18 protein-coding genes are annotated in these 20,918 nt (G+C 44.1%); 6 read left to right on the top strand and 12 right to left on the bottom strand.

Going from position 1 to position 20,918, the window contains the following annotated elements:
* The 3 genes from KRP56_03770 to KRP56_03760 all read right to left on the bottom strand — a co-directional run bounded on the left by KRP56_03770 (window position 1) and on the right by KRP56_03760 (window position 1,773).
* Window positions 1-1,014, bottom strand: a complete 1,014-nt coding sequence (locus KRP56_03770) for a DNA cytosine methyltransferase (GenBank protein UAL08371.1) — start codon at window positions 1,012-1,014, stop codon at window positions 1-3.
* Between the two features lie 74 nt (window positions 1,015-1,088).
* Complete coding sequence (locus KRP56_03765; protein ID UAL08370.1) at window positions 1,089-1,466, bottom strand: very short patch repair endonuclease; 378 nt, start codon at window positions 1,464-1,466, stop codon at window positions 1,089-1,091.
* Window positions 1,467-1,614: 148 nt separating this feature from the next.
* Complete coding sequence (locus KRP56_03760) at window positions 1,615-1,773, bottom strand: hypothetical protein (protein ID UAL08369.1); 159 nt, start codon at window positions 1,771-1,773, stop codon at window positions 1,615-1,617.
* 502 nt (window positions 1,774-2,275) lie between these two features.
* Between KRP56_03760 and KRP56_03755 the strand changes: the two genes are divergently transcribed.
* Together KRP56_03755 and KRP56_03750 are read left to right on the top strand one after the other, a co-directional pair.
* Window positions 2,276-3,484, top strand: coding sequence for a DUF4238 domain-containing protein (locus KRP56_03755; GenBank protein UAL08368.1), 1,209 nt, complete (start codon window positions 2,276-2,278; stop codon window positions 3,482-3,484).
* Window positions 3,485-3,671: 187 nt separating this feature from the next.
* The gene (locus KRP56_03750; GenBank protein UAL08367.1) at window positions 3,672-4,631 is read left to right on the top strand and encodes a sialate O-acetylesterase; all 960 of its coding nucleotides are present in this window, start codon (window positions 3,672-3,674) and stop codon (window positions 4,629-4,631) included.
* A 157-nt stretch (window positions 4,632-4,788) separates the two neighbouring features.
* On the opposite strand, the gene KRP56_03745 is transcribed toward KRP56_03750, so the two are convergent.
* Window positions 4,789-5,346 carry a hypothetical protein gene (locus KRP56_03745; GenBank protein ID UAL08366.1) on the bottom strand — a complete coding sequence of 186 codons (558 nt, stop codon included), beginning with the start codon at window positions 5,344-5,346 and terminating at the stop codon, window positions 4,789-4,791.
* A gap of 295 nt (window positions 5,347-5,641) precedes the next feature.
* On the opposite strand from KRP56_03745, the gene KRP56_03740 reads away from it, so the two are divergent.
* Window positions 5,642-6,646 (top strand): tRNA-dihydrouridine synthase family protein, encoded by a 1,005-nt coding sequence (locus KRP56_03740; protein UAL08365.1) that lies wholly within the window; start codon window positions 5,642-5,644, stop codon window positions 6,644-6,646.
* Window positions 6,647-6,725: 79 nt separating this feature from the next.
* On the opposite strand, the gene KRP56_03735 is transcribed toward KRP56_03740, so the two are convergent.
* Entirely contained in the window at window positions 6,726-7,499 is a 774-nt protein-coding gene (locus tag KRP56_03735; protein UAL08364.1) for an NYN domain-containing protein, read from the bottom strand.
* Window positions 7,500-7,644: 145 nt separating this feature from the next.
* Here KRP56_03735 and KRP56_03730 point away from each other — a divergent pair, with 145 nt between their 5' ends.
* Window positions 7,645-8,121: a YbhB/YbcL family Raf kinase inhibitor-like protein gene (locus KRP56_03730; protein UAL08363.1), complete on the top strand. Its 477-nt coding sequence runs from the start codon at window positions 7,645-7,647 to the stop codon at window positions 8,119-8,121.
* Window positions 8,122-8,311: 190 nt separating this feature from the next.
* Complete coding sequence (locus KRP56_03725; protein ID UAL08362.1) at window positions 8,312-8,740, top strand: PH domain-containing protein; 429 nt, start codon at window positions 8,312-8,314, stop codon at window positions 8,738-8,740.
* Between the two features lie 236 nt (window positions 8,741-8,976).
* On the opposite strand, the gene KRP56_03720 is transcribed toward KRP56_03725, so the two are convergent.
* From KRP56_03720 to KRP56_03710, 3 genes are all read right to left on the bottom strand, one after another.
* Window positions 8,977-9,402 (bottom strand): hypothetical protein, encoded by a 426-nt coding sequence (locus tag KRP56_03720; GenBank protein ID UAL08361.1) that lies wholly within the window; start codon window positions 9,400-9,402, stop codon window positions 8,977-8,979.
* Window positions 9,403-9,554: 152 nt separating this feature from the next.
* Entirely contained in the window at window positions 9,555-11,111 is a 1,557-nt protein-coding gene (locus KRP56_03715) for a hypothetical protein (GenBank protein UAL08360.1), read from the bottom strand.
* Between the two features lie 194 nt (window positions 11,112-11,305).
* Window positions 11,306-11,659: a hypothetical protein gene (locus KRP56_03710; GenBank protein ID UAL08359.1), complete on the bottom strand. Its 354-nt coding sequence runs from the start codon at window positions 11,657-11,659 to the stop codon at window positions 11,306-11,308.
* 257 nt (window positions 11,660-11,916) lie between these two features.
* On the opposite strand from KRP56_03710, the gene KRP56_03705 reads away from it, so the two are divergent.
* Window positions 11,917-12,315: a carboxymuconolactone decarboxylase family protein gene (locus KRP56_03705; protein UAL08358.1), complete on the top strand. Its 399-nt coding sequence runs from the start codon at window positions 11,917-11,919 to the stop codon at window positions 12,313-12,315.
* A 133-nt stretch (window positions 12,316-12,448) separates the two neighbouring features.
* On the opposite strand, the gene cas9 is transcribed toward KRP56_03705, so the two are convergent.
* The 4 genes from cas9 to cooS all read right to left on the bottom strand — a co-directional run bounded on the left by cas9 (window position 12,449) and on the right by cooS (window position 20,661).
* Complete coding sequence (cas9, locus tag KRP56_03700) at window positions 12,449-15,265, bottom strand: type II CRISPR RNA-guided endonuclease Cas9 (GenBank protein UAL08357.1); 2,817 nt, start codon at window positions 15,263-15,265, stop codon at window positions 12,449-12,451.
* 229 nt (window positions 15,266-15,494) lie between these two features.
* Window positions 15,495-16,364, bottom strand: a complete 870-nt coding sequence (locus KRP56_03695; GenBank protein ID UAL08356.1) for an aldo/keto reductase — start codon at window positions 16,362-16,364, stop codon at window positions 15,495-15,497.
* Window positions 16,365-16,541: 177 nt separating this feature from the next.
* Entirely contained in the window at window positions 16,542-18,356 is a 1,815-nt protein-coding gene (locus tag KRP56_03690) for an oleate hydratase (GenBank protein ID UAL08355.1), read from the bottom strand.
* A gap of 367 nt (window positions 18,357-18,723) precedes the next feature.
* Window positions 18,724-20,661, bottom strand: a complete 1,938-nt coding sequence (gene cooS, locus KRP56_03685; GenBank protein ID UAL08354.1) for an anaerobic carbon-monoxide dehydrogenase catalytic subunit — start codon at window positions 20,659-20,661, stop codon at window positions 18,724-18,726.
* Window positions 20,662-20,918 lie beyond the last annotated feature (257 nt).

The following is a 20,918-nucleotide window of genomic DNA, read 5'->3' as shown; positions in this document are numbered from 1 at the left end:
TCAGCACCCGTCTGTTTTATTCATTGCAGCTATTATATTCTCGGCTATCCTGCGCACCACAGGCACCGATACAGAGTTACCGGCCTGTTTGTATTTGCATGCTCTGCTCACATCCGCAAAAGAAAACTCTTGCGGAAATCCCTGGAATTCAAGACATTCCTCGGGTGTCAGCTTTCTGATGCCGAAATCATCTATGATCAATGGGACATTGTGTCCCCCCATTCCCATATTCGCTGTCAGAGTAGGACATACTCCGCTCATGTTCTCACGAACATATATGCGGCGCCACTGATAAACCGTATCTCTGTTCTTCACTGCGTCTTTCAATTCCCTGTAATGGGAAAATGATTCTCCGTAATAATAACAGCTATTCTCTTTTCTATCTGTTCTGATGATTGAATGTATGTCTGCATCGAGTAACACGGGACCCGGAAATGCGAAATGATCATAATCTTTTCTGTCCCTGAAAGCCACTATGTACACACGTTCCCTATTTTGAGGAAGATTGCCGTAATCTTTAGTATTGAACACTCTGTAATCGACAATATATCCGCTTTCTTCCAGACATTGGCGTATATTCTTGAATGTGTTGCCGTTATCGTGCTTTACCAGATTCTTCACGTTCTCTATGAAGACAACTCTGGGTTCCTTGTCATCTATGAGCCTTACGATCTCGAAGAAAAGGGCTCCTCTCGGGTCCTTGAATCCTTTTCTGTATCCTGCAATCGAGAATGCCTGACATGGAAATCCGGCAGTAAGTATGTCCAGTTTGGGAATGCCCGCACTGTCAATCTTCATTATATCTCCCTCTACAAGATATCCGGATCCGAAATTCTTCCTGTAGGTCTCACATGCATTGTGATCTATCTCATTAGCCCAGACTATCTCTGCACCTGCATCTTTGAATGCCCTGCATATCCCCCCTATTCCGGCGAACATGCTCCCTACAGCATACTGTCTGCGGACGTCCCTGTCGCAATGAATGTGGCCGGATATCGATTCCGTTGTAGACATGGCTTTTTCTCCCTGTAATTCCATAGGTCTGGTGAATATATAAATTGCCGCTTTGGGTGACCGAAAGTGAAAGCTCACCGGCGAGATAAAACCTCTATGACCGCATCTGCGCATCCGGAAACGTCTTTTATTATGTCTCTGCCCCAGAAACGTATGACTTCATAACCCTGAGACCTCAAGACTGAATTGACTTCCCGATCACGCTCGATATTGCGTTCTATCTTGGGGACCCAATACTCCCTGTTGCTTTTGATACGATCCTTCTGTTCATTCCAATTATATCCATGCCAGAATTCCGAATCGCAGAACACTGCTACCTTTTTCTTTACAAAAACGATGTCCGGCTTTCCCATGACATCCTTGCAGTTCTTTCTATATCTGTGCCCTCTATTCCATAACTCATTTCTGAGCGCCACTTCTATGCCAGTATTCCTGCACTTTATTGCCTGCATGTTTATATGACGCTGTTCAGGCGAATGATTGTCCATTTGCGGGAGTATTGAATTTGAAATATAGAATTCATTGCATTATGTAAAAATTGACTTATTTTAAGTATTTTCTGCCACAGAGCAACTTGAATATCGATTATTTTGCGTATAATCATTTACTTATGCGCTCCGATTCTCCAATTCCCGATTCCTGCAGCAGGCAGAGAATGGAGTCCGTTACGTGTTCACTGTCCATACTGGATATGATGTTCTGATTGCAGTTCTCCTGTGCGTACACAGCATCCGTTGATCTATTGTTGTTTGTCTTCAATATCGTCAACTCCTTGTTATGATCAGTCAAATTGTTTGAGAACTGCCGCCGACCGCCCTTTTTACGAGTCTTTTGTACAATCTGGCAAATATATGCGTTTTTCATCTGATTTATATATCCTGCAGACCATTCCAACGATATGGATGGGGATATCGTATTCCAGTAACTGAATAGAAAAGGTCCACAACATCTATTTAATCATCATATCTGTTGAGTTATTGCCAGTAGTGTAATTATATTGCCATACTTGAGTATGGAATTAAGAGGCAGCACTTCGATCCATAACTTCAATTGGGACTGCATCCAATCGCCACATATACGTTCATACTAACAATACCAAATTATCTGCATAAATTGGAAATTTCATCCGCTTTTCCTTTGAATTTTTAATAAACACATGTTTTGATTTTCATCCCCATTAATTACCATTATGATCAAATTACAATAAACATCAATTATATACAAAAAAATAATATTTTGAAGTTACATAATCGCTTATGTAATGACTGCTCCGTATACTTACAATCATTTTATTCCTAAATTTATAGTAAATGAATTCTCAACAAATAATAATGAGAAAAAACTCATAGAAATATACAATTACAGGACAAATGAGCTCAATAAATATCAAACGAATAAAATATTTGGAGAAGACCATCTATACTGGGATGAAAATAATAAAGATAAAACGGAAATAGAAAAAAGATTAAACACTCGGATTGAGCAAGCATTTCTTCCAATTGCTAATAAGATCAACCAGTCAAAAACAAACACCATATCACTTTCAGCATACGAAATTGATGAAATAAAACGTTTCTTTTTATCTGAATTCATTAGAGTTCCTTCAAAAGAAATAGACGAAGTCGGATGGGAAAGAAATCTTAAACCATATGTTGATGAACTGACGCCCCATAATCTTGAAGATATTTCAAATAGACATTTACAATTTACCTATCCTGATAAATCATTTAAATGTACTTCAGAACTCGATGAAAAGAAACAAATATTGTACGATCTCAAAGTGATAATAAATAATAAATTCAAAAAAATATTAGATGATAAAAATTGTTCAGTATCCCTCGCCACTAAATACAGAGCTGCAGAAATTGCGGACGTAGGAATATGGAAATGCGATTGGGATAATGAATTCATCCTTACGGATTCATATTTAATTAGCGAATGGGATCAATTAACTGATTGTGAACCGCCAATTACAAGAAATGGTAAATTTTTGCTAGATCTGATTAAAAAATACGATGGATATCGTGAAATCCAAAAAAGATATTTAAAACTGTACATAGACCACGGTTATTTTCCAGAACTAGTCTGGTTTCTTCCAATATCCCCTAAGATAATTATTGTATTAATCAATCCGATATTCAAAGAATTATACAATGGAAACTTAAAAAATTATAATAAAGAATATTACCACTATTCGATGATAGATGCCAATTATTTTCAATCCATCGTCGAAAGAGAACAAACCTCGAAAATAATCGAGATACAACAATTGAACTCAGTTAGTAGTAAATATATTAATTCATTGATGCTTGATCGTATACAGAATTATTTTGGATTTAAAAATAGTTATATGATTGTTAAAAGTATAAAATTATATAACAACGCAATGAAACCTACATTTAATTATGAACCTCTTATAGAAAAACTTGAAAAAGAAATTAAATCTAAAGATACTAATAAATTAATATAGATTTGATACCTCTTAAGAATCCTAAAAGATAACAATCGAAATTCATATAAAAATAATAACAAACCAATTATGATTTTGCCTTAATTGATGTTGATTATTTAGTATCTCTATGAATATGAACAACGGCTTAGATTCCATCGATATCATATCAAAAAAATGAAATAGAATAACAAACAATCAAAACATAATGGAAAAACCAGTTATGTATTATAACGATTATCTGGAATTCTCAACATCAGATGAAGAATCAAACCCTCAAATAATATCCGCAGCAGGCGCACTAGAAATCATCAAAATCGGTGACATTAAATACGTTCACGCGTGCGATATTGGCGATGGAATCATCACATACTCTGGTAGAATCAAAGAAAAAATAAATGTCAAAAAAGCACAACTCGATGTTTTCCTGATTCTAGGCCAAAGCAACGCTATGTACCGTTACTCTTCCGACCCATCCACCGCATCCCCCGTCCCCGAATTGGGCACCGCCTACTATTACGGCACATCCGACGACCCTGTATCCAACATATTCTATGACCGCTCGGTCAATGATTACGGAATGCACAGCATGACAGAGAGCACCAACGTAGCTCACATAGGCAACATAGAGGCCCCCTTCGCAGCCGCATACAACAAAAGGACGGGACACAAGGTCCTCACGATCAACGGGGCCATCGGAGGGGCCCCCATAAGCACGTATCTCCCCGGAGGGATATCCTATGATTACGCACAGACCGTGTTCTCCGGTGCGCTCCTAACGATAGATACCGCACACTATGACTTCACCGTGAGATCGTACATATGGATACAAGGCGAATCCGATTCGGACACCGATGTGGAAACGTACAAACGGTCCTTCATGGAGATCCACAGATCTTTGCTGGGGATCGGGGATGCACGGTTCTCCCCGTATGATTTCGATTGCGGATTCATAAGCAAGGTGCGTTCGGCCGAAGGGGTCAACAGTTCTATCGCGCAGATCCAATTGGCGGAGGAATGCAAGACGATCCATCTGGCATCCACGGCCTCCGATTCCTTCTCGATCGATGATGGTACCATGCTTGACGATAACTTGCACTACTCTCAGAAGGGTGACAATATTATCGGGGCGGAACTGGGCGAATACATCGGAAAGATCTATTCTTGATTGTAATCTGCATCTTTGCTATGCTCGATACCGATAACCTGAACATAGAACCAAAGTCCGACCACTTCTAACAGTCTCTACTGGTCCAATATCTAAAACATATCTTTTAATTGACTCAAGAATTAAGATGTTAAGGCCTCAGAACACAGTTACATTATCAACTCGCGATCTGTCTCAATTCATACACTACCTGGATCTCCGTCCATCCGAATTCTGTGGTAAGGACAATCCTGTATATCGCTCCGGAATCGTCCGCATAATAGGTCTTATCTCCGGATTCATAAACAGAGGTGCTTATAGAACCGAAATTTGATGTCTCTATGATAATATCCCCAAGATATTCAGCACCTGCGAGCACCTCGTTCTTCTCGGGTATATGATCGATATATCCGTCAGGGCGGTCCGATACTGGCAATTCGGTGCCGACATTAACGATAGGATACGATGTCTCATGGTATGTGGACAGACTACCTTCGTTCTTGATCACTTCCCCATTATCCAATTCCATTCTCCATGTGCCCATATATTGCATAGAATCATCGTTGTAGGTGCCGTACGTCATGTAAAGATATGTTCCCGTTAATCCTGAGACGGCATCGTCAGTACCATTATCGCCATTATCCTTGCCAGATATCGTTATGACCGCGTATGCAGCAATGGATGCCACCAATATCATCACTACTGATATCACTGCTATCGTTCTTTTTCCTATCATGAGATTACCGTCGAATTTTACTCTCTTGAATGAAATCCGATCCGAGGTTCAGGATCGGGGGCCTCCCATCGGTTTCAATGAGGTTGTATGAACGCTGCTTATGCTTTGATATAACATAAAAGTTACGTTTGAAATAACACTTTAGGCCACCAACATGTTAGGTTAATATGCTGCAGCTTTCCTTTTTCAGTTCCATAAATGACGACATGAGGGCCGAGAAGATCATCGTCAAAAGAAAAATAAAATCATACCCAACGTAAACCTGATAAACACGCGTATTATGGTCCCAATCCTAATGTGGAAGATCGGTGATCTTAAAATCGAAGGCCGCGTGGTCCTGGGACCAATGTCAGGCATAACGTCCAGCAGCTACAGGGAATTCATGAAACCCTTCGGAGTAGCTGTCTCCGTCACTGAGATGACCTCCGACAACGGGATAGTGCACGGCCTTCAAAGGTCCATGGCCTATGTCAGATTCGGACGCAACTACCCCACCGGCCTACAGCTCTTCGGCAACGACCCTGATAATCTAGCCAATGCCGCGAAAGGCGCGATAGAATACAATCCGAACATAGATTTCTTCGACATCAACATGGGATGCCCCGTATCCAAGGTCGTAAGCAACGGTTCCGGTTCTGCCCTCATGGAGAACCCGAAGAGATGTGGCGATATAGTCCACCGCATCAAAGAGACAGTAGATGTGCCAGTCACAGCAAAGATACGTCTCGGAAGAAATGATAACATGAACTTCCGCCAAGTGATCGACGAACTTACAAATGCAGGTGTGGATGCCATCGCCGTGCATGCAAGGACCAGAGAAGAACTTTACACCGGGACCCCCCATTTCGAACTCGTCGAAGACCTGCAATCGGATATGTCCGTGCCGTTGATGATATCCGGGAACATCTATTCCCTGGATGACGCGATACATGCCGTCGATATCACAGGAGCCTCCGCAGTGATGGTTGCCCGCGGGGCAGTAGGTAATCCATATCTGATCACTCAGATCGATCATTATTATCGTACAGGAGAGACACTCCTAACTCCTATCGTATCCCAGCAAGTGGATTGGTGCCTATCGCTTGCCGATGCCCTCATCCAGGAGAAGGGAGAGGAATTGGCCATGAACATACTCCGCGGCGTCGCCCCCAAATTCATAGCCGGCTGTCATGGATGCAGAGAATACCGCCATAGACTGGCCGTCGAGACCGTGGACCTGGAAAGCCTCACAAGACTGCTGCATAAGATCGAGTCCGAAATTGGAGCTGAACACATCCGTACTGAAGGCCTCAATGATTGATTGGCCGCCCTAGTCGTTTTTTAATTATGCGGAAAAGAATGGCCGTCCACTCTCTATCAACAGAACATGACCATAGCCCTCACTTGTTCTTGATGAAAACTATATGCGCATCAGGATTCTGAGGATTCGTGACCTCGTTCTCCTTCTTTATCTCGAATCCCTTCAAGGATTCCACAAGAGACAGCATCTTCTTGAAACCGTAGTTCCTGGTATCGAACTCAGGCTTCCTCTTTATCAGGTCCGGCTGAAGCTCGCTGAGCATCATCCAACCGTCATCATCCGAATTCAGGTCGATGATATCCTTTATGATCTTTGTAAGTTCCTTTATATCCTTGGATGCGGACCTAGGTTTGATAGGTATCTCGGATACGACCTCGCTTTTCAGACCGACGACCTTGTTCACACCCGCATCAGGATCGATCACATCAAGGAACTTGAATGAGTTGCATGCGGCCACCATGGGCTCAGGCGTGGTCCTCATGCCCATTCCCACTATGAACATGCCTGATTCCCTCAGACGCATCGCCAACCCTGTGAAATCGCTGTCAGAGGATACAAGGCAGAATCCATCCACGGCACCGGAATAGAAGAGGTCCATGGCATCGATTATCATCCCCGAGTCGGTGGAGTTCTTGCCCGTGGTATAATTGGGCTGTTGGACCTGGCGTATGGAATTGGGAAGCAGCACCTCTGTCCAAGGCCTCAGCTGAGGTTTCGTCCAGTCCCCGTAGATACGTTTCACATTGACGGTGCCGAAGGATGATGCCTCGTCCAATATCGTCTTGATGTATTTGGAACAGACATTGTCCGCATCGATCAGAATGGCCATCCTCTTCTCTTTCAGGTTTTCCACGGATGAATATCCGCATACACCATAAAATAATCATGGATTGGATCTCTCAACGTATTACTACCAATGAATATCTCATTAATTACAAGTTTATTGGAATGTATAAAATAAGTATGGCACCGATCTCAATTCATACAGGGGCATAAGAATGAAACAGTTGGAATTCTCCATACCGGCATTCGCAGATGGCAGCCAGATCCCAAAAGAATTTTCCGCCGGGGACAAGAACATCTCCCCGGAGATGCATATCGGGAACATATGCGACGGTGCGATCACCATGGCGATCACCATGGACGATGCATCGCACCCTCTGTTCCCAAACTACAACCATTGGGTGATATGGAACCTTCCGGTCATGGAAACCGTCCCGGCAGCGATACCTAAAGGTGATATCCTGGAGAATATGGGAGGGGCTGTGCAGGGCATCGCCTACGGGAAGCATTGTTACAAAGGTCCTAAACCGCCCTTGAGATCTGTGCACACGTATGTGTTCAAGGTCTACATACTCGACATAAAGGTCGACCTGCCACCTAAATGCGGCCGCAAAGAACTGTTGGAAAAGATCGACGGCCATATACTGCAGGCTGCCTCGTATTCAGGGACTTTTCAGAACAACAAGAAATAAATTTTGTTTTATTCATTTTTAACAGCAATATTCATTCTGATTACAACAAAAATTGAATATTTTTGACGATGGTGGAAATACACACACAATGAACAATAAAAATCCAGATAGTACTTCTGCATTAGATGCCCCCTATCCTCTTTTATATTTTCCTAATCGATTATTTATTTTGAAATAATCTTACTTATCTGTGGAAGATTCAATTGCATTCCGTACCAAATTCGGAAATTTCTTTTGGCTCAGTATCACAATCATTACAACGATAGTTCTGATCTTTCTTTTTCTTTTCAAGCATCCGTCGATCATTCTTACTCTGTTCGCACTGATCATTCTGACCCTCATCGTATCTGGATATTACACCAGATACACATTCGAAACCAACGAATTGATCATTAAATGTCCAATGGCATTCAACGAACCCCCTGTCATATATTCCTCTGTGAAGAAGATAGTGGACAAGCACATCTGGACCTATTCTCTAGGAATGTCCTCGGATTCTGTTCTTATTTACTATGGAAAGAATAATCTTGTCTGTATATCACCTGCGAACAAACAGGAATTCATACGTATTCTGAAAGAACGTTGCCCACAAGCAGAATTCATATCGGTGATTCATTAATCTCCTTCAGACAGACGACATTTCCAACAACGATATTATCTAAATCGACTTTGAATCCCTTACCCGTGATATACGCAAAATACCTTCTCTACGACCATATTATGAGCAGTATCAGAGGAATAATCCTTTTTGACAAAGTGCGAATCATCAAAAGGATAGATGGCAGTTATCAACGCCCCCCATTTGATTGCCCATATATGCCACAAAATTAGAGAACAGTGTCAAATTTCCTATTTTCATGTCCGAAATGTCATTTTACGAACAGCCTCTTCATAACTATCGACATTAATTACTGTAAAATACTTTCCGAACTCCATTGCCCACATGTTCATCTCATTCTCGATGGCCGTAGCATTTTCCAGAATGAATGCGACATATTTGCAATCGGTCTTCGCCATATTCGGAAGAAGGTCCGAAAATCCCCATTTTACATCTTCTGGGTCATCTTCAAATCCATTTCTTGCATCAACGATAAAATTGCTTCCAGGATTCTTTTTCAGTAATTTCAAAGCGAACAATGTCGGTTCTCTGTAATCATTCATTCTCGCGAATTTCTTCCATTCAAGAAATACTTCGTTGTCAGTTTTCATGTACCGTACACGGCAAAACTCAGAATCGAATTCGGATTTGCCATTCATAGAACATACCTCGGCATTTGACATTTCGTACTTGTAAGTCGATCCCGACTCTATATTTTACCATTACAATGCTCTCAATAAGCCTTTACAAAGAACCAGAAGTTAAGGGATGGTGGGTGGAAGGCGTACAATTCTAGCCTTCCTTTGAACCCATCATCGATCCTTGCTTGAGTAGATCACAACACCTTGTTCTTCCTGACGAACCACACTGCAGTTGTCACAGATACGATCAATATCACTGCAACGATCACAAATACCCAGACATATGAACTTGTACCCTCATTCGATATATCGTCCGTGAAGGCCTTCACCCTGATGTTAGAAGATCCATCTGAACCCAGATCCGTCCAATCTGAACCATTGCTGCTAAAAAAGCTCTGACCCGCTGTGGCATAGGTATCGTATGTGACCCATGGCTGATCACTCATAAGGCGGACCTCGTCCGTATCGATCGGCAGATACAGGTCCTCGTTGTCCGATGATGCCGCATATACTACGACAGAGAAATCCTCACCTGCATCTAGATCGACCGTTTTTTCCAATCCCACCGTATAGTAACCTGCATAGTCCGTGATACCCGATATCGTACTCACCATATTGCCACTAGTGGGGTCCTCTGGGTCTTTGATATCGGTATATATGTTAACCGTATAACTAACATTGGCATTCTGCATCATGAAGAAAGATACTGCCTTCAAGACCTGGTCTCCCGAAGCAGTAAAAACATTCGCCATGTATGCGTCAGAACCCAATGTGATATTGTTGTTAGTGGACCCTCCGCCGTCATACTCGTAATTATGATCATAATTTTCAGCAGACTCTACTGAGAAGAATACCGCGAACCTCACCGATTCATCATAGTATGACATCCAGAAGCATCCGTCGTTACCGACATCCGAACCCCAGCTGTTCTTACATAGCCAGGCACCGTTCCCTGCAGGAGTGTTCACAAAATTGGATGCAGGGTAGTCGTCATCATATCCTATTATGGTGACATCATGGTTCGGAATTATATCGTCCGTACCATAATATGTAAAGTTCGTACCCTCGGTCTGAGATGATATTATAATTGCGTTCTCGCCACTGAAATAAAAGCCGATCACGGCCGAATTCCCTTGGGAGACAAGATACTTTATAGAGTCGACATCCTTGGCATTGACCCATTTGGCATCATCCAGATGAACATAATCTGAACTGTACTCTAAACTATCATCCAATGTGGTACTTGCAGTAGCGTCTGCATAGGGATAATTCACAGCGTCCGCCGTTACGGGCCCCATCCATGTAGCGTATTCCATCGTCGTCAGCAAGGCCTCCCCGCCAAGATCCAGATATGACCTTTCTGAAGTGGGGATTATCAGATCCCCGGCAGTGCCTCCATCCAGATCTGTAGTTTTGTTGGCATTGAAATATGCCAGTTGCAATGGTGAGATTTCCAATTCATCCAATGTTGCGAGCTTCTTCTTCAAGATCGCCGTCTCTATCACACTTGATGCTGCGAAAGCCCAACATGTCCCGTTCTGCAACTGATCCTTCACAGATGTTACCAATCCATAATCCCTGAGATCTATGCTACTGGGTATGTCCTCGGTCACATCCACGTACGGAAAGACTATCCCCTCATCGGGATAAACGGTATCGGAATCCGCATCTGCGGACATCATCGGCAAAAAGGATAATGCCGTCATCATCACAACTATCGAAACGACTGAGATCTGCAATGCCTTCTTCATATTTACTCCCTCGAGAATTTGTCCTTATGACCCCTGTAATCTCTTACAAGGATATATGATTATTTTGCATATCCAGAAACAAATAAGAAATATTTACAAAATGCGTATCATGTACCAAAAATATCCAAATACTCATTATCCCTGATACAGACTGAATCTTTTTCAAAAAAATGTTTGTTTATATTCAACACACATCAGATTATCATAAGGACCGTCGCATTCTTCATACATATCTCATCTAGATCATAACCGCCCTTGCCTTCCAGGCATCCCAATAAGGCGAGTCTCTTACCATACATCCTTGCCCTATCTATTGTCTCGATTATGTCATCGATACCTGGATATGCGGGGACCAATATCGTGTATGTGCCTGTATCGAGATCACTCCCACTCTCCTTCAGACCGCCCTTGTGGGACACTCTTGCGATATCGCCTTCGGAATAATGTTCATCTGGAAGAAGGACACGAATACCGTAATGCTTGTATTCGTCCTTCTTGATCAACTCTGCTATCGCCTTCGCCTGTTCGATCCTTTTGCTGTCTGTCATACGACCACCGACATCAGATTTTTTCAAAGTACACTGCATCTGTTTTCCTGTATACTCTTACCTTATGTCGTTATAGTACACGGAGAGAATGATGTAGTGCCTCTCATTTTTAATATGCACATTTAACATATATTAATTGAATGTAACAGCACTTAAAAACCATTGATCCGTGGTTATATGCACAGCGAGTCCCTGTAAAAGACAGAGGTCATCTAGACTCGAACAAACTCTATTATCACGTAAGTCGGTGCACGTTCATGGAATGCGATCCAAAGAAACGCGACGAAGTGGATAGAATGCTAACCGCAATAAAGACCAGATACGGCGATGTGCCTCTGGTCACACAGGTCTTGGCAGAACGTCCTGACAAATTCATACCCATGGTGCAAACGGCCACTCAGATAATGGAGAAGGACTCCTCTTTCGATCCCAAAACCAGATACCTTTTAGCCTTGTCTGCCGCGGCAGCCCTGGGCGGAGAACATTGTATAAGGCTCCAAATGAACCATGCCATGAGCGCGGGGGCTACCAGGGACGAGGTGCTCGAGACCCTTCTCATAAGCTCCTATATGTCCATGACCAGATCCCAATCCTATTCATTCAGGATGTTTCAAGAAGTTTACGGTGAAAACAAAGACATTAGTGTCAAACAATGAACACATGATGTGCATTGTATTCATATTGGCTGTTATGATCTACCACTCCAACTAAATTTATCCCATGTGGTTGTTTATAAAAACCATAATGTATGATCAATTATTGTCTAGATATCCCAGACCATGTGCCATTTCAGACCATGTGCAGCCAATATTCTCCGTTTATGCTCCTGATCCCGTTCCTCTCTGTCAGTCCACGTGCCATCAGACACTCGAATTCCATCTCGGATATCGATGTCATGCGAGTCAGTCTGTCATATTTCTCCGCTGTGATGAACCCCTCGTTCCTGAGTTCAAGCCAGAATCTGCGCATGCTCCTCTGTATATCGAGCGAGACAGGATATGTGTTGGATTTGCGTTGGTTGCATTCCTTGTGCGTAAGTGCCATGTTGGTATCGATGTCATCATCCATCAGCAACGACCGCGGTATGATGTGATCCATATTGTAATCCTCCTCATCTATCCTCTCAAGATGTATCGGTCTGTTACAGTAGATGCAGTGTCCCTTCTGCATATAGTAAGCGAACACCTTCCTCCTGTGCAGTCTGCCTTCATCGATCTTGGAGATCTCCCCGACCCAATCCCTTTCATCGTCAATGTGTTGGCTGTACAGCTTAAGAAGGAGCTCTTTTCTTGACGATGACCCTGAGTCGACCCTATTGTCCTCGGTTTCGATCACAGTCCCCGTCAGATCGCATCCTGTCATCTTTAGAATGCTATCTATCGTGTAAAGACATCCCCATATCTTTGGTATCCGCATGTCATTAGTATATGCAGGAACTGCAACAGCGCCCTGCATCCCGTCATCCTGTACTGTCACAGTATCATGTACTGTCGCCATTGTCTTCGACAAGAGCCCGTACCTATCGTTCAACAGTTCATCCATGTTGAGATTGGTACACTCCAATGCATCGAAAAGGTTCATCCCCTCGAACGGCGAACCTTCTGGATAGCGGACCTCTGTTAGCATACGTTCCGATAGCTTCCCCCAACCAGAAGAATGCAGTTCCGACAGACGGTAAATTTCATCATCTGTCAATCTGCCCGAATACTTGCGGGCGATCCTCTCCCTCAATCCGCAACCATCCGCATTGTGAACTGCTACGTCGTGGATAATGTCCTCGACCATACGCAGATCTCTCGATCTTTCGCCTATGATGCTCTTGATCAACATCTCAGACCTCAGATCTGACCTGACGTTCCCATCGACCCCGGTTATTATATCATTTTCTGAAATAAGTCCTTTGGACGCCAGATGTCTCCTGATATCCTTGACAGTAACCCTCCGTCCACATCTATCCATATCACAGAACAGGCCGTTCACCAGTTCCATCTTCATCTCAGGATTGATCCTGTTACCATTGACCCTTAGGCCATTGAGCTCGTCATATAGCTTGCATCTGGAATACAATACGGAATCATTTGGTAGCGCCTTCTCCTCGGGCAGATACGTACATCTGCCGCATATATTGTCTATGAATCCCCTGGAACATTTCTCCAGATCGGTTATGCTCTCAGAGGTCCAGGATACCGCGGCATCTTGACCGCTACTTGTCCATGACCGGTCAGTGATATCCGTCGGACCGATGTTATAAGGTATCCTGAATGTGCAGAGTAAGATTATCTTCCCACCATTAGACATCCCGCTCCCATCGTCCTCGTTCAAAAAAGTATAGAATCTGGACATGTTCTCCACGATCTTTTCCAATTCCCTCCTATGCATGCAGTTCGGTATAACATTGTCCAGATCTGGCCTCCTCTTAGGTGCGAACGATCCTTCGTATGTCCTCCACTGCAGATATTTGAGGTAAGGGTCCTTGGCTTCCACATCCTCGAAGGTCTCCTTCAGATATCTGTTAAACTTCTCCTGTGTGCAGGTCCTTTCATTTGGATCGCTTTTCTTACGGGTCCCTGTGTAATGACGATGGTTATTCTTCACATTGTCCGATTTGAAGAGCTCAACATATTCTTTCGGAGAAAGAAATTTCTTCGATACGTCCCTCAATATCTTCATGTCCTTTTCGTATTGTTCGTATCTATCCACTATGATACTGGATATCTGACGACCACCCTCTGTGAATTCACGCACGGTCGACCAATCATAGATCAACTTCATCAGATCCAACAGGACCGTCCTCTCGGTACCCAAAATGTCCTCGTATCTGTCATGATCTTCATCGTAGTCCTGACCCTTGAAGGATATCTCGATGTCGTTCAGAACCCTATCTCCGAAGATATCCACGATCCTTACCGTCCTTCCTATGAGCAGATCCAAGAACGAACGTTTTGGAACATCGTCAGCTGATAGCAAAGAGTACAGCCTCGCCCTCTTGTCCTTTATTCTGAGCCCTCTATCCAATAAAGTGGACTCCACATCCGACATTATGCCGTCCGCGTGCATATTAATCCCGAACTCGTCACGCAGATACGTCAGTGTCCGGTCCACGATCCAACCTAGGTCGGGAGATCTATCATCGGGCATGCCTTCAAACAGAAAGTGTCCTCTGTGTTCTATTATATTGCGCACCGCAAGATAGAACAAACGAATATCGGGACGGACATCGGTGGTTGCAATATGCTTTCTCAAATGGTATATCGTAGGATATTTTTTGCAACATCTCTTAAAATAATCGTCCGAATCGTCAACAGATCTATCTAGGCCATGTGTAGGGTCGTCAAGGCCCCCGCGGTCGATGCTTCTTCTCTTAAAAAATTTTGGATCCACTTTGCGCATCTCATTATCGAACAATTCTTGAAGTAGAGTAATCCTCTGTCCTCTCCTGATCCGTCTGCGTTCGGAACATCTCAGATTCCTGCCTTGTCCGATGGGGTCGCCGTCCTCAAAAAGGTTGATCCGCCATATCAGTTGTTTCTCAAATTTTGGTGTTAATTGTTTTTTGTCGGTTGTCGGCCAATCAGTATGGACCGATTCAACAAAATTGCAGTTCATACGGGACCGCCCCGCATGAAATCTTCATGAGCTCTCCTACAATACATGCGATCTGATACCGAGCGTGAAACCGCCAGGCACAGATCTTCGCGGGGAATTTCATTCGGACCTTCCATCAGGGCATCCGTCCTAATATGTAATGGACTTGCGTCTATAAAACTATGTCATAAACCCTGTCTTAATGATGTTAGATACAAAAAGACCGATAGATTTGTTCCCCATTCATTGATCACTTACCTCTGAACACAGGCATGATACGTATCAGACCATAGCCTTTGATCTTCTCAAAGTTCTTCAGTGCTTCCATATCGGATTCAGAAATGATGAAATCCACATCGGCATTCTCTTTCATATGGAGCGGGTTCGCCGTTTTTGGAAGGGCGACCGCACCCAATTGGATGACATAGCGTATACATAGCTGCGCCACGGTGGCATTGTATCTTTCAGCTATGGCTGCTATCTTCTTGTTATTCAGTACTTTGCCGTGAGCTATCGGTGAATAGGCTTCCACTAGAATGTCATTCTTCTGACAGAATTCGATAAGGTCTAACGGGGTATTGCTGATATGGGTCAAGATCTGGTTCACCATTGGTTTGACCTCACAATGCGTCAATATGTTTTCAAGATCATCCTGCAAGAAATTCGAAACCCCTATGGCCTTCAGTTTACCCTCTTTGTAAGCATCTTCCAGTGCTTTCCAAACCTCTAGATTCTCATCAAAGTAACGGTTATTTTCTTTACGCCATTCACTCCATGGCTGCGGACTGTGAATGATCATCATGTCCAGATAATCAAGACCCATTTTTGAAATGGACCCGTCGATCATCTCCCTTGCTTCATCGTAGGTTTTAACTTTCGCAGTTATTTTGCTGTTGACGAAGATCTTATCTCTCGGCACTCCGCATGTGCGTACTCCCTCACCGACTCCCGCCTCATTCTTATAGATCTCAGCGGTGTCGATGTGACGATATCCCACAGCAACGGCCTGACGAACGGCTTCAGCTGCATTCCTGTCATTAATGAACCAAGTGCCCAGACCCAATTTTGGAATCCTTACACCATTAGAAAGAATGTAATTTTCATCCAATATCATTGTCATTCCATCCTTTATCTTCCCTACGCATTCACTTATCTTGATTTATAATGTCCCTGACAACAGCCAAAAGAAACAGTTAGAAAAATCGATGACCGAACGCCGCGGTCAAGAATATTAAAAATAGGGATGAGCCTGATACGACTCATCCCCTTGATCGGTATCAGATTTGGTTGTAAACCTTCAGATCTCGTGGTACTCCTTCAGTAACTTTTCGACATCCGTGCCTTTTACCTTCTTCATGACACCCTTGAGGACCAATTTCTCCTTGAAACTGAGTTCCATATCGGTTATCTTCCTGCCATCAGACAGCTTCACTGTGGAATCCAACAGATCGCGGATATCGTACATGCTTCCCCATACCTCTGGGACCCCGCGGTCGATGTTCAACAGTGTGTAGGCTGCCTCCATACCGGTACGGACCGAGTATTCTGTTGTGAAGATGGTATCACGGGTGGTCTCAGCGAACTGACCGAGGAATGCAAAGTTGACAGAACCCTGCGGGACGACCTGAGGACGATCCTCCTTCTCCCTGGGCATGAAGAACGCCGTTATGTACGGCATCATGCAAGGAACAAGGTTGACACTCTTTTCCGCTAACTCGGGGATCTCCGACTCGGGGACACCGATATGATAGAGCCACTCCATGGCTATCTCTTTACCAGTACATTCCCGCATCGTTTTCTTGACATAATTCCCGGGTCTGTCCGTGAACAATCCGTACATCCAGCCTACGAGCTGTTCCTTGGGCTGTGAACGGAAATGCGGCTGACGGTTGAATGTCCAGCTCATGAGCCAATTCGAATCTTTGACAGTGACGATACCACCGGTGACCACCTTTCCGGAGAACGGGTCGCGCTTGCATATCTTTTCAATATACGGAGGTATCTTGTCATCGAGTGTTGTGATGGTCCCACTCATCCAACTGCTCTTCTCCGGATCATAACAGAATTTATCGGGATGTCCGAAGGAGGGATCCTGTGCTGCTATCTTGCGCCAAAGGTCCCAGCCTCCGCCTTCCTTTATCTCACTGTCGAACGGTGCAGGCTCATTGTGACTTCCAAGTGTGGAATTCTCGACACAACCGCCATTCGTTACGAAGACAAAGTCGTTCTCCGTTAGGTTGATTGCATCTTTCTTACCGTCCTTCAAGAAGATGATATGCTTTGCCAGTTTCCTTTCCCCGTGTATATCGAATTCCACATTGATTACCTTTGTATTATATTGGAACGTCACCCCGTGTGATTCCAGATATTTGACCAAGGGCAAGATCAGGGATTCATACTGATTGTACCTGGTGTAACGCAAGGTACTGAGGGTCGGCATACCGCCCACGTGGTGGATGAAACGCCTGATGTAGAGTTTCATCTCGAGTGCTGAATGCCAGTTCTCGAATGCGAACATCGTACGCCAGTACAGCCAGAAATTGGAATCCAGGACATCTTTGCTGAAAACCTCGTCGATGCGTTTGTTGTAAAGATCCTCATCGGGCGTGAAGAAAAGGTCCAGTATCTCCTTGGTGCCCTTATCGGTCATATTGAATTTACCATCTGTATGAGCGTCCTCTCCGCGGTTGATCGTCGCACGCATGAGGGAACCGGACGGATCCCTCTTGTTGAGCCAATAATATTCATCGAGGACACTTACCCCCTTTGTCTCGATAGACGGTACGGAACGGAACATATCCCACATACATTCGAAGTGGGTCTCCATCTCACGTCCGCCGCGTATGACGAATCCACGGTCTTCATACTGATATCCATCGCAGGCTCCACCAGGTCTGGGGTCCTTCTCAAGGATGTGAATGCGTTCTCCCTTCATCTGTCCGTCGCGTATAAGGAAAAACGCTGCAGACAGGGCTCCCAATCCGGAACCGACGATATATGCAGATTTGTCATCCACATTCTCCGGTTTCACGGGACGGGCAAATGCTTCATAATTACCACTTGAATAATACATGTTGTATCCCTCAAGATTAAAATATGCTGGTATGAGCATAATAACTTATTGCAACTTTTTTATATTGTTGTTCATCTATGTCGGCAATTCAAAAACAAAGACCGCATACAATTAGGACGGACCATCATATCGATAACCATATTCCCTCTAAGGTTCCCTTTGGACTATCTGACCAGACCTCTAATTTTTCTTATGTATTCACCATACCAATTTATTTTGTAACATTTGAAATTGAACTTCATAAATTACTTATGATCCTAAAATTGTACGTTATCACTAATTAACTACAGATTAGGAATGACCTGTAATTCTTATGATACAAGACCTCCAGCAAACCTGAGAGATCGAAATAAACGATTTGAGGAAAAATAAGAACGATACTATCGTATCGTTGAATTATTCGTCCTCAGATCCCGATGGCCTTCCTCTTCGTCTCTATATGATCGAATATCAATGCTGCTGCGTTCTTCGGATTCGGTTCAACCCAGAACTTCGCATTTATTGAATCTTCAAGGTCATCTGTCAATGCCTTGACCACCTTGGCACTGCCTGCTATGTGCGGCATCACACCGAGCACAACACTCACACCGCTGCCGACGAAATAACTCCCTATCGCCACGGCCTTTGGAGAATACCATTCCGGGGCCGCTCCTGCGACCGGTAGTTGATCGATACGAACGGAAGCCAGCCTGGCCAACTCAGCAACAAGGTTCAACACACGGGTATTGTCCACACAGGACCCCATATGAAGGACCGGTGGAATACCAGCTGATGTACAGAATTCCTTGAGCCCGCTTCCAGCAAGTTCAGCGGACTCGGGCTGCATGAGCCCGGCCTTTGCGCATGCGATCGACGAACAGCCGGTCTCCACGCACAATATATTCTTCTTTATGAGCTCCCTAGCCAGCGTCACATGTCCATAATCCTGTTTTATATGCGGATTGTTGCACCCTACTATCGCGGCACATCCTCTTATCTTACCTGATATTATGACATCAAGAAGAGGCTTGAGACTGCCTCCGAAAGCATCCTTTATCGCTTCTACAGAGAATCCGACCATCGCATCCATAGGCTTGTCAGGAATGAGTACACGTCCGGGAACCCTGTTCGGATAATTGTCTATCGCCGTTATGATGATCTTCCTGCACTGTTCGTAGGCGTTCTCAGGCGTGATCTCCATGTAATAACTACCGGATATGCTTGCCTTGGGGGACGTCGAGAACAACTTTGTGTGATAACATGCGGCCGTATTGGACAACGTCGGGAATATGCATTGATAATCGACGATCATCGCTTCTAAGGCTCCTGTGGTGATCACCAGCTCTTGATCCATATGATTCCCCGCCTGATGGATCCCATGACGCATCAAAAGCTCGTTCCCGGTACAGCATAGGCCAACCAGATTCACACCTTGGGCACCTACCTTCTTGGCCCTCTCTGTCATCTCAGGCAATTCTGATACCTTGACTATCATCTCGGACAGTACTGGATTGTGTCCATGGACCGAGATATTGACCTGATCGTGCTTCAAAACCCCCAGATTTACCTGGGATCTGTTTATATGAGGTGTACCGAAGAGGACGTCCGATATCTCCGTCCCGACCATGGATCCTCCCCATCCGTCGGCCATGGATGCCCTCATTCCCTGAGATAGGAATCCCCTGTAATCGGCACCGACACCCATGTGGATCCTGTGCATAGCTTCGACGATCTCACGGTCGATGCTCCTTGGAAGGATCTTTTCCTTCTTCCATAGTTCGAGGTCCGCCTCAGGCGCCCTCTTTATCATCTGCAACTCACCCTTGATCGTACCATATTCCTCAAGCATGGCCAGGGCAAGTGCTTCTCCGGTCTTCTCTACGGACATGTTAGCTTCAATTCCGTATTCGTCGGCCAGTTTTCTGAGCTTCACTTCATCCTTCACGCCGTAACCTGGAGCCTCGCCTCTCGATGCTCTCAAAAGGGTCTCCACGACCTCTCTACCGTGATCAGAATGGGCTGCGGCCCCTGTGGCGATCGTATCCAAAAGATTACGTGATACCATCGTATCCGCATCGGCTCCGCATACACCTCTGGTCCTGTCCCCTCCCATCAGTCTGCAAGGTCCCATTGAACAACGTTGGCATGATATGCCTTCAGTACAGAACTTACATGGAGGCTGTTGTCTTTCGTAACGATCCCATACTGTGTCCGTCCCTTCCTTCATGGTCTTTCTCAGTACATCCTGACTTGATTTGTCAAGCGTCCTATCCTGAACTTTCTGATCGATCTCTTCGGGTTTCAGACTTTTTGGCGGAACTCTGAGGCACTCAACCGATATTATCTCTGGTAATCCATTATCCATTTTCGTTCTCCATTATCCCATTCATTTAAATATGGCTTTGATAGCGTTAAATAGCTATGTATAAAATCTACATCTTTCTTTGATATCTTTCACACTATGACCTACCATCTGTCCTTCCAAAATATATGCTTGGACACAGGGAATGATACAATGAAAATCTCATTGAAATTAAACAATATTTATGACAATATGATCCAGGTCGCTATTATGAAAAAATTTAGAAAATAAATGTTTGCATATAACTACAAAGAAAAACG

It is taken from the genome of Candidatus Methanogranum gryphiswaldense (assembly GCA_019262145.1).
GTDB lineage: Archaea > Thermoplasmatota > Thermoplasmata > Methanomassiliicoccales > Methanomethylophilaceae > Methanogranum > Methanogranum gryphiswaldense.
The sequence above is the reverse complement of the archived record's forward strand: the minus strand, read 5'-3'. Positions and strand labels throughout refer to the sequence as shown.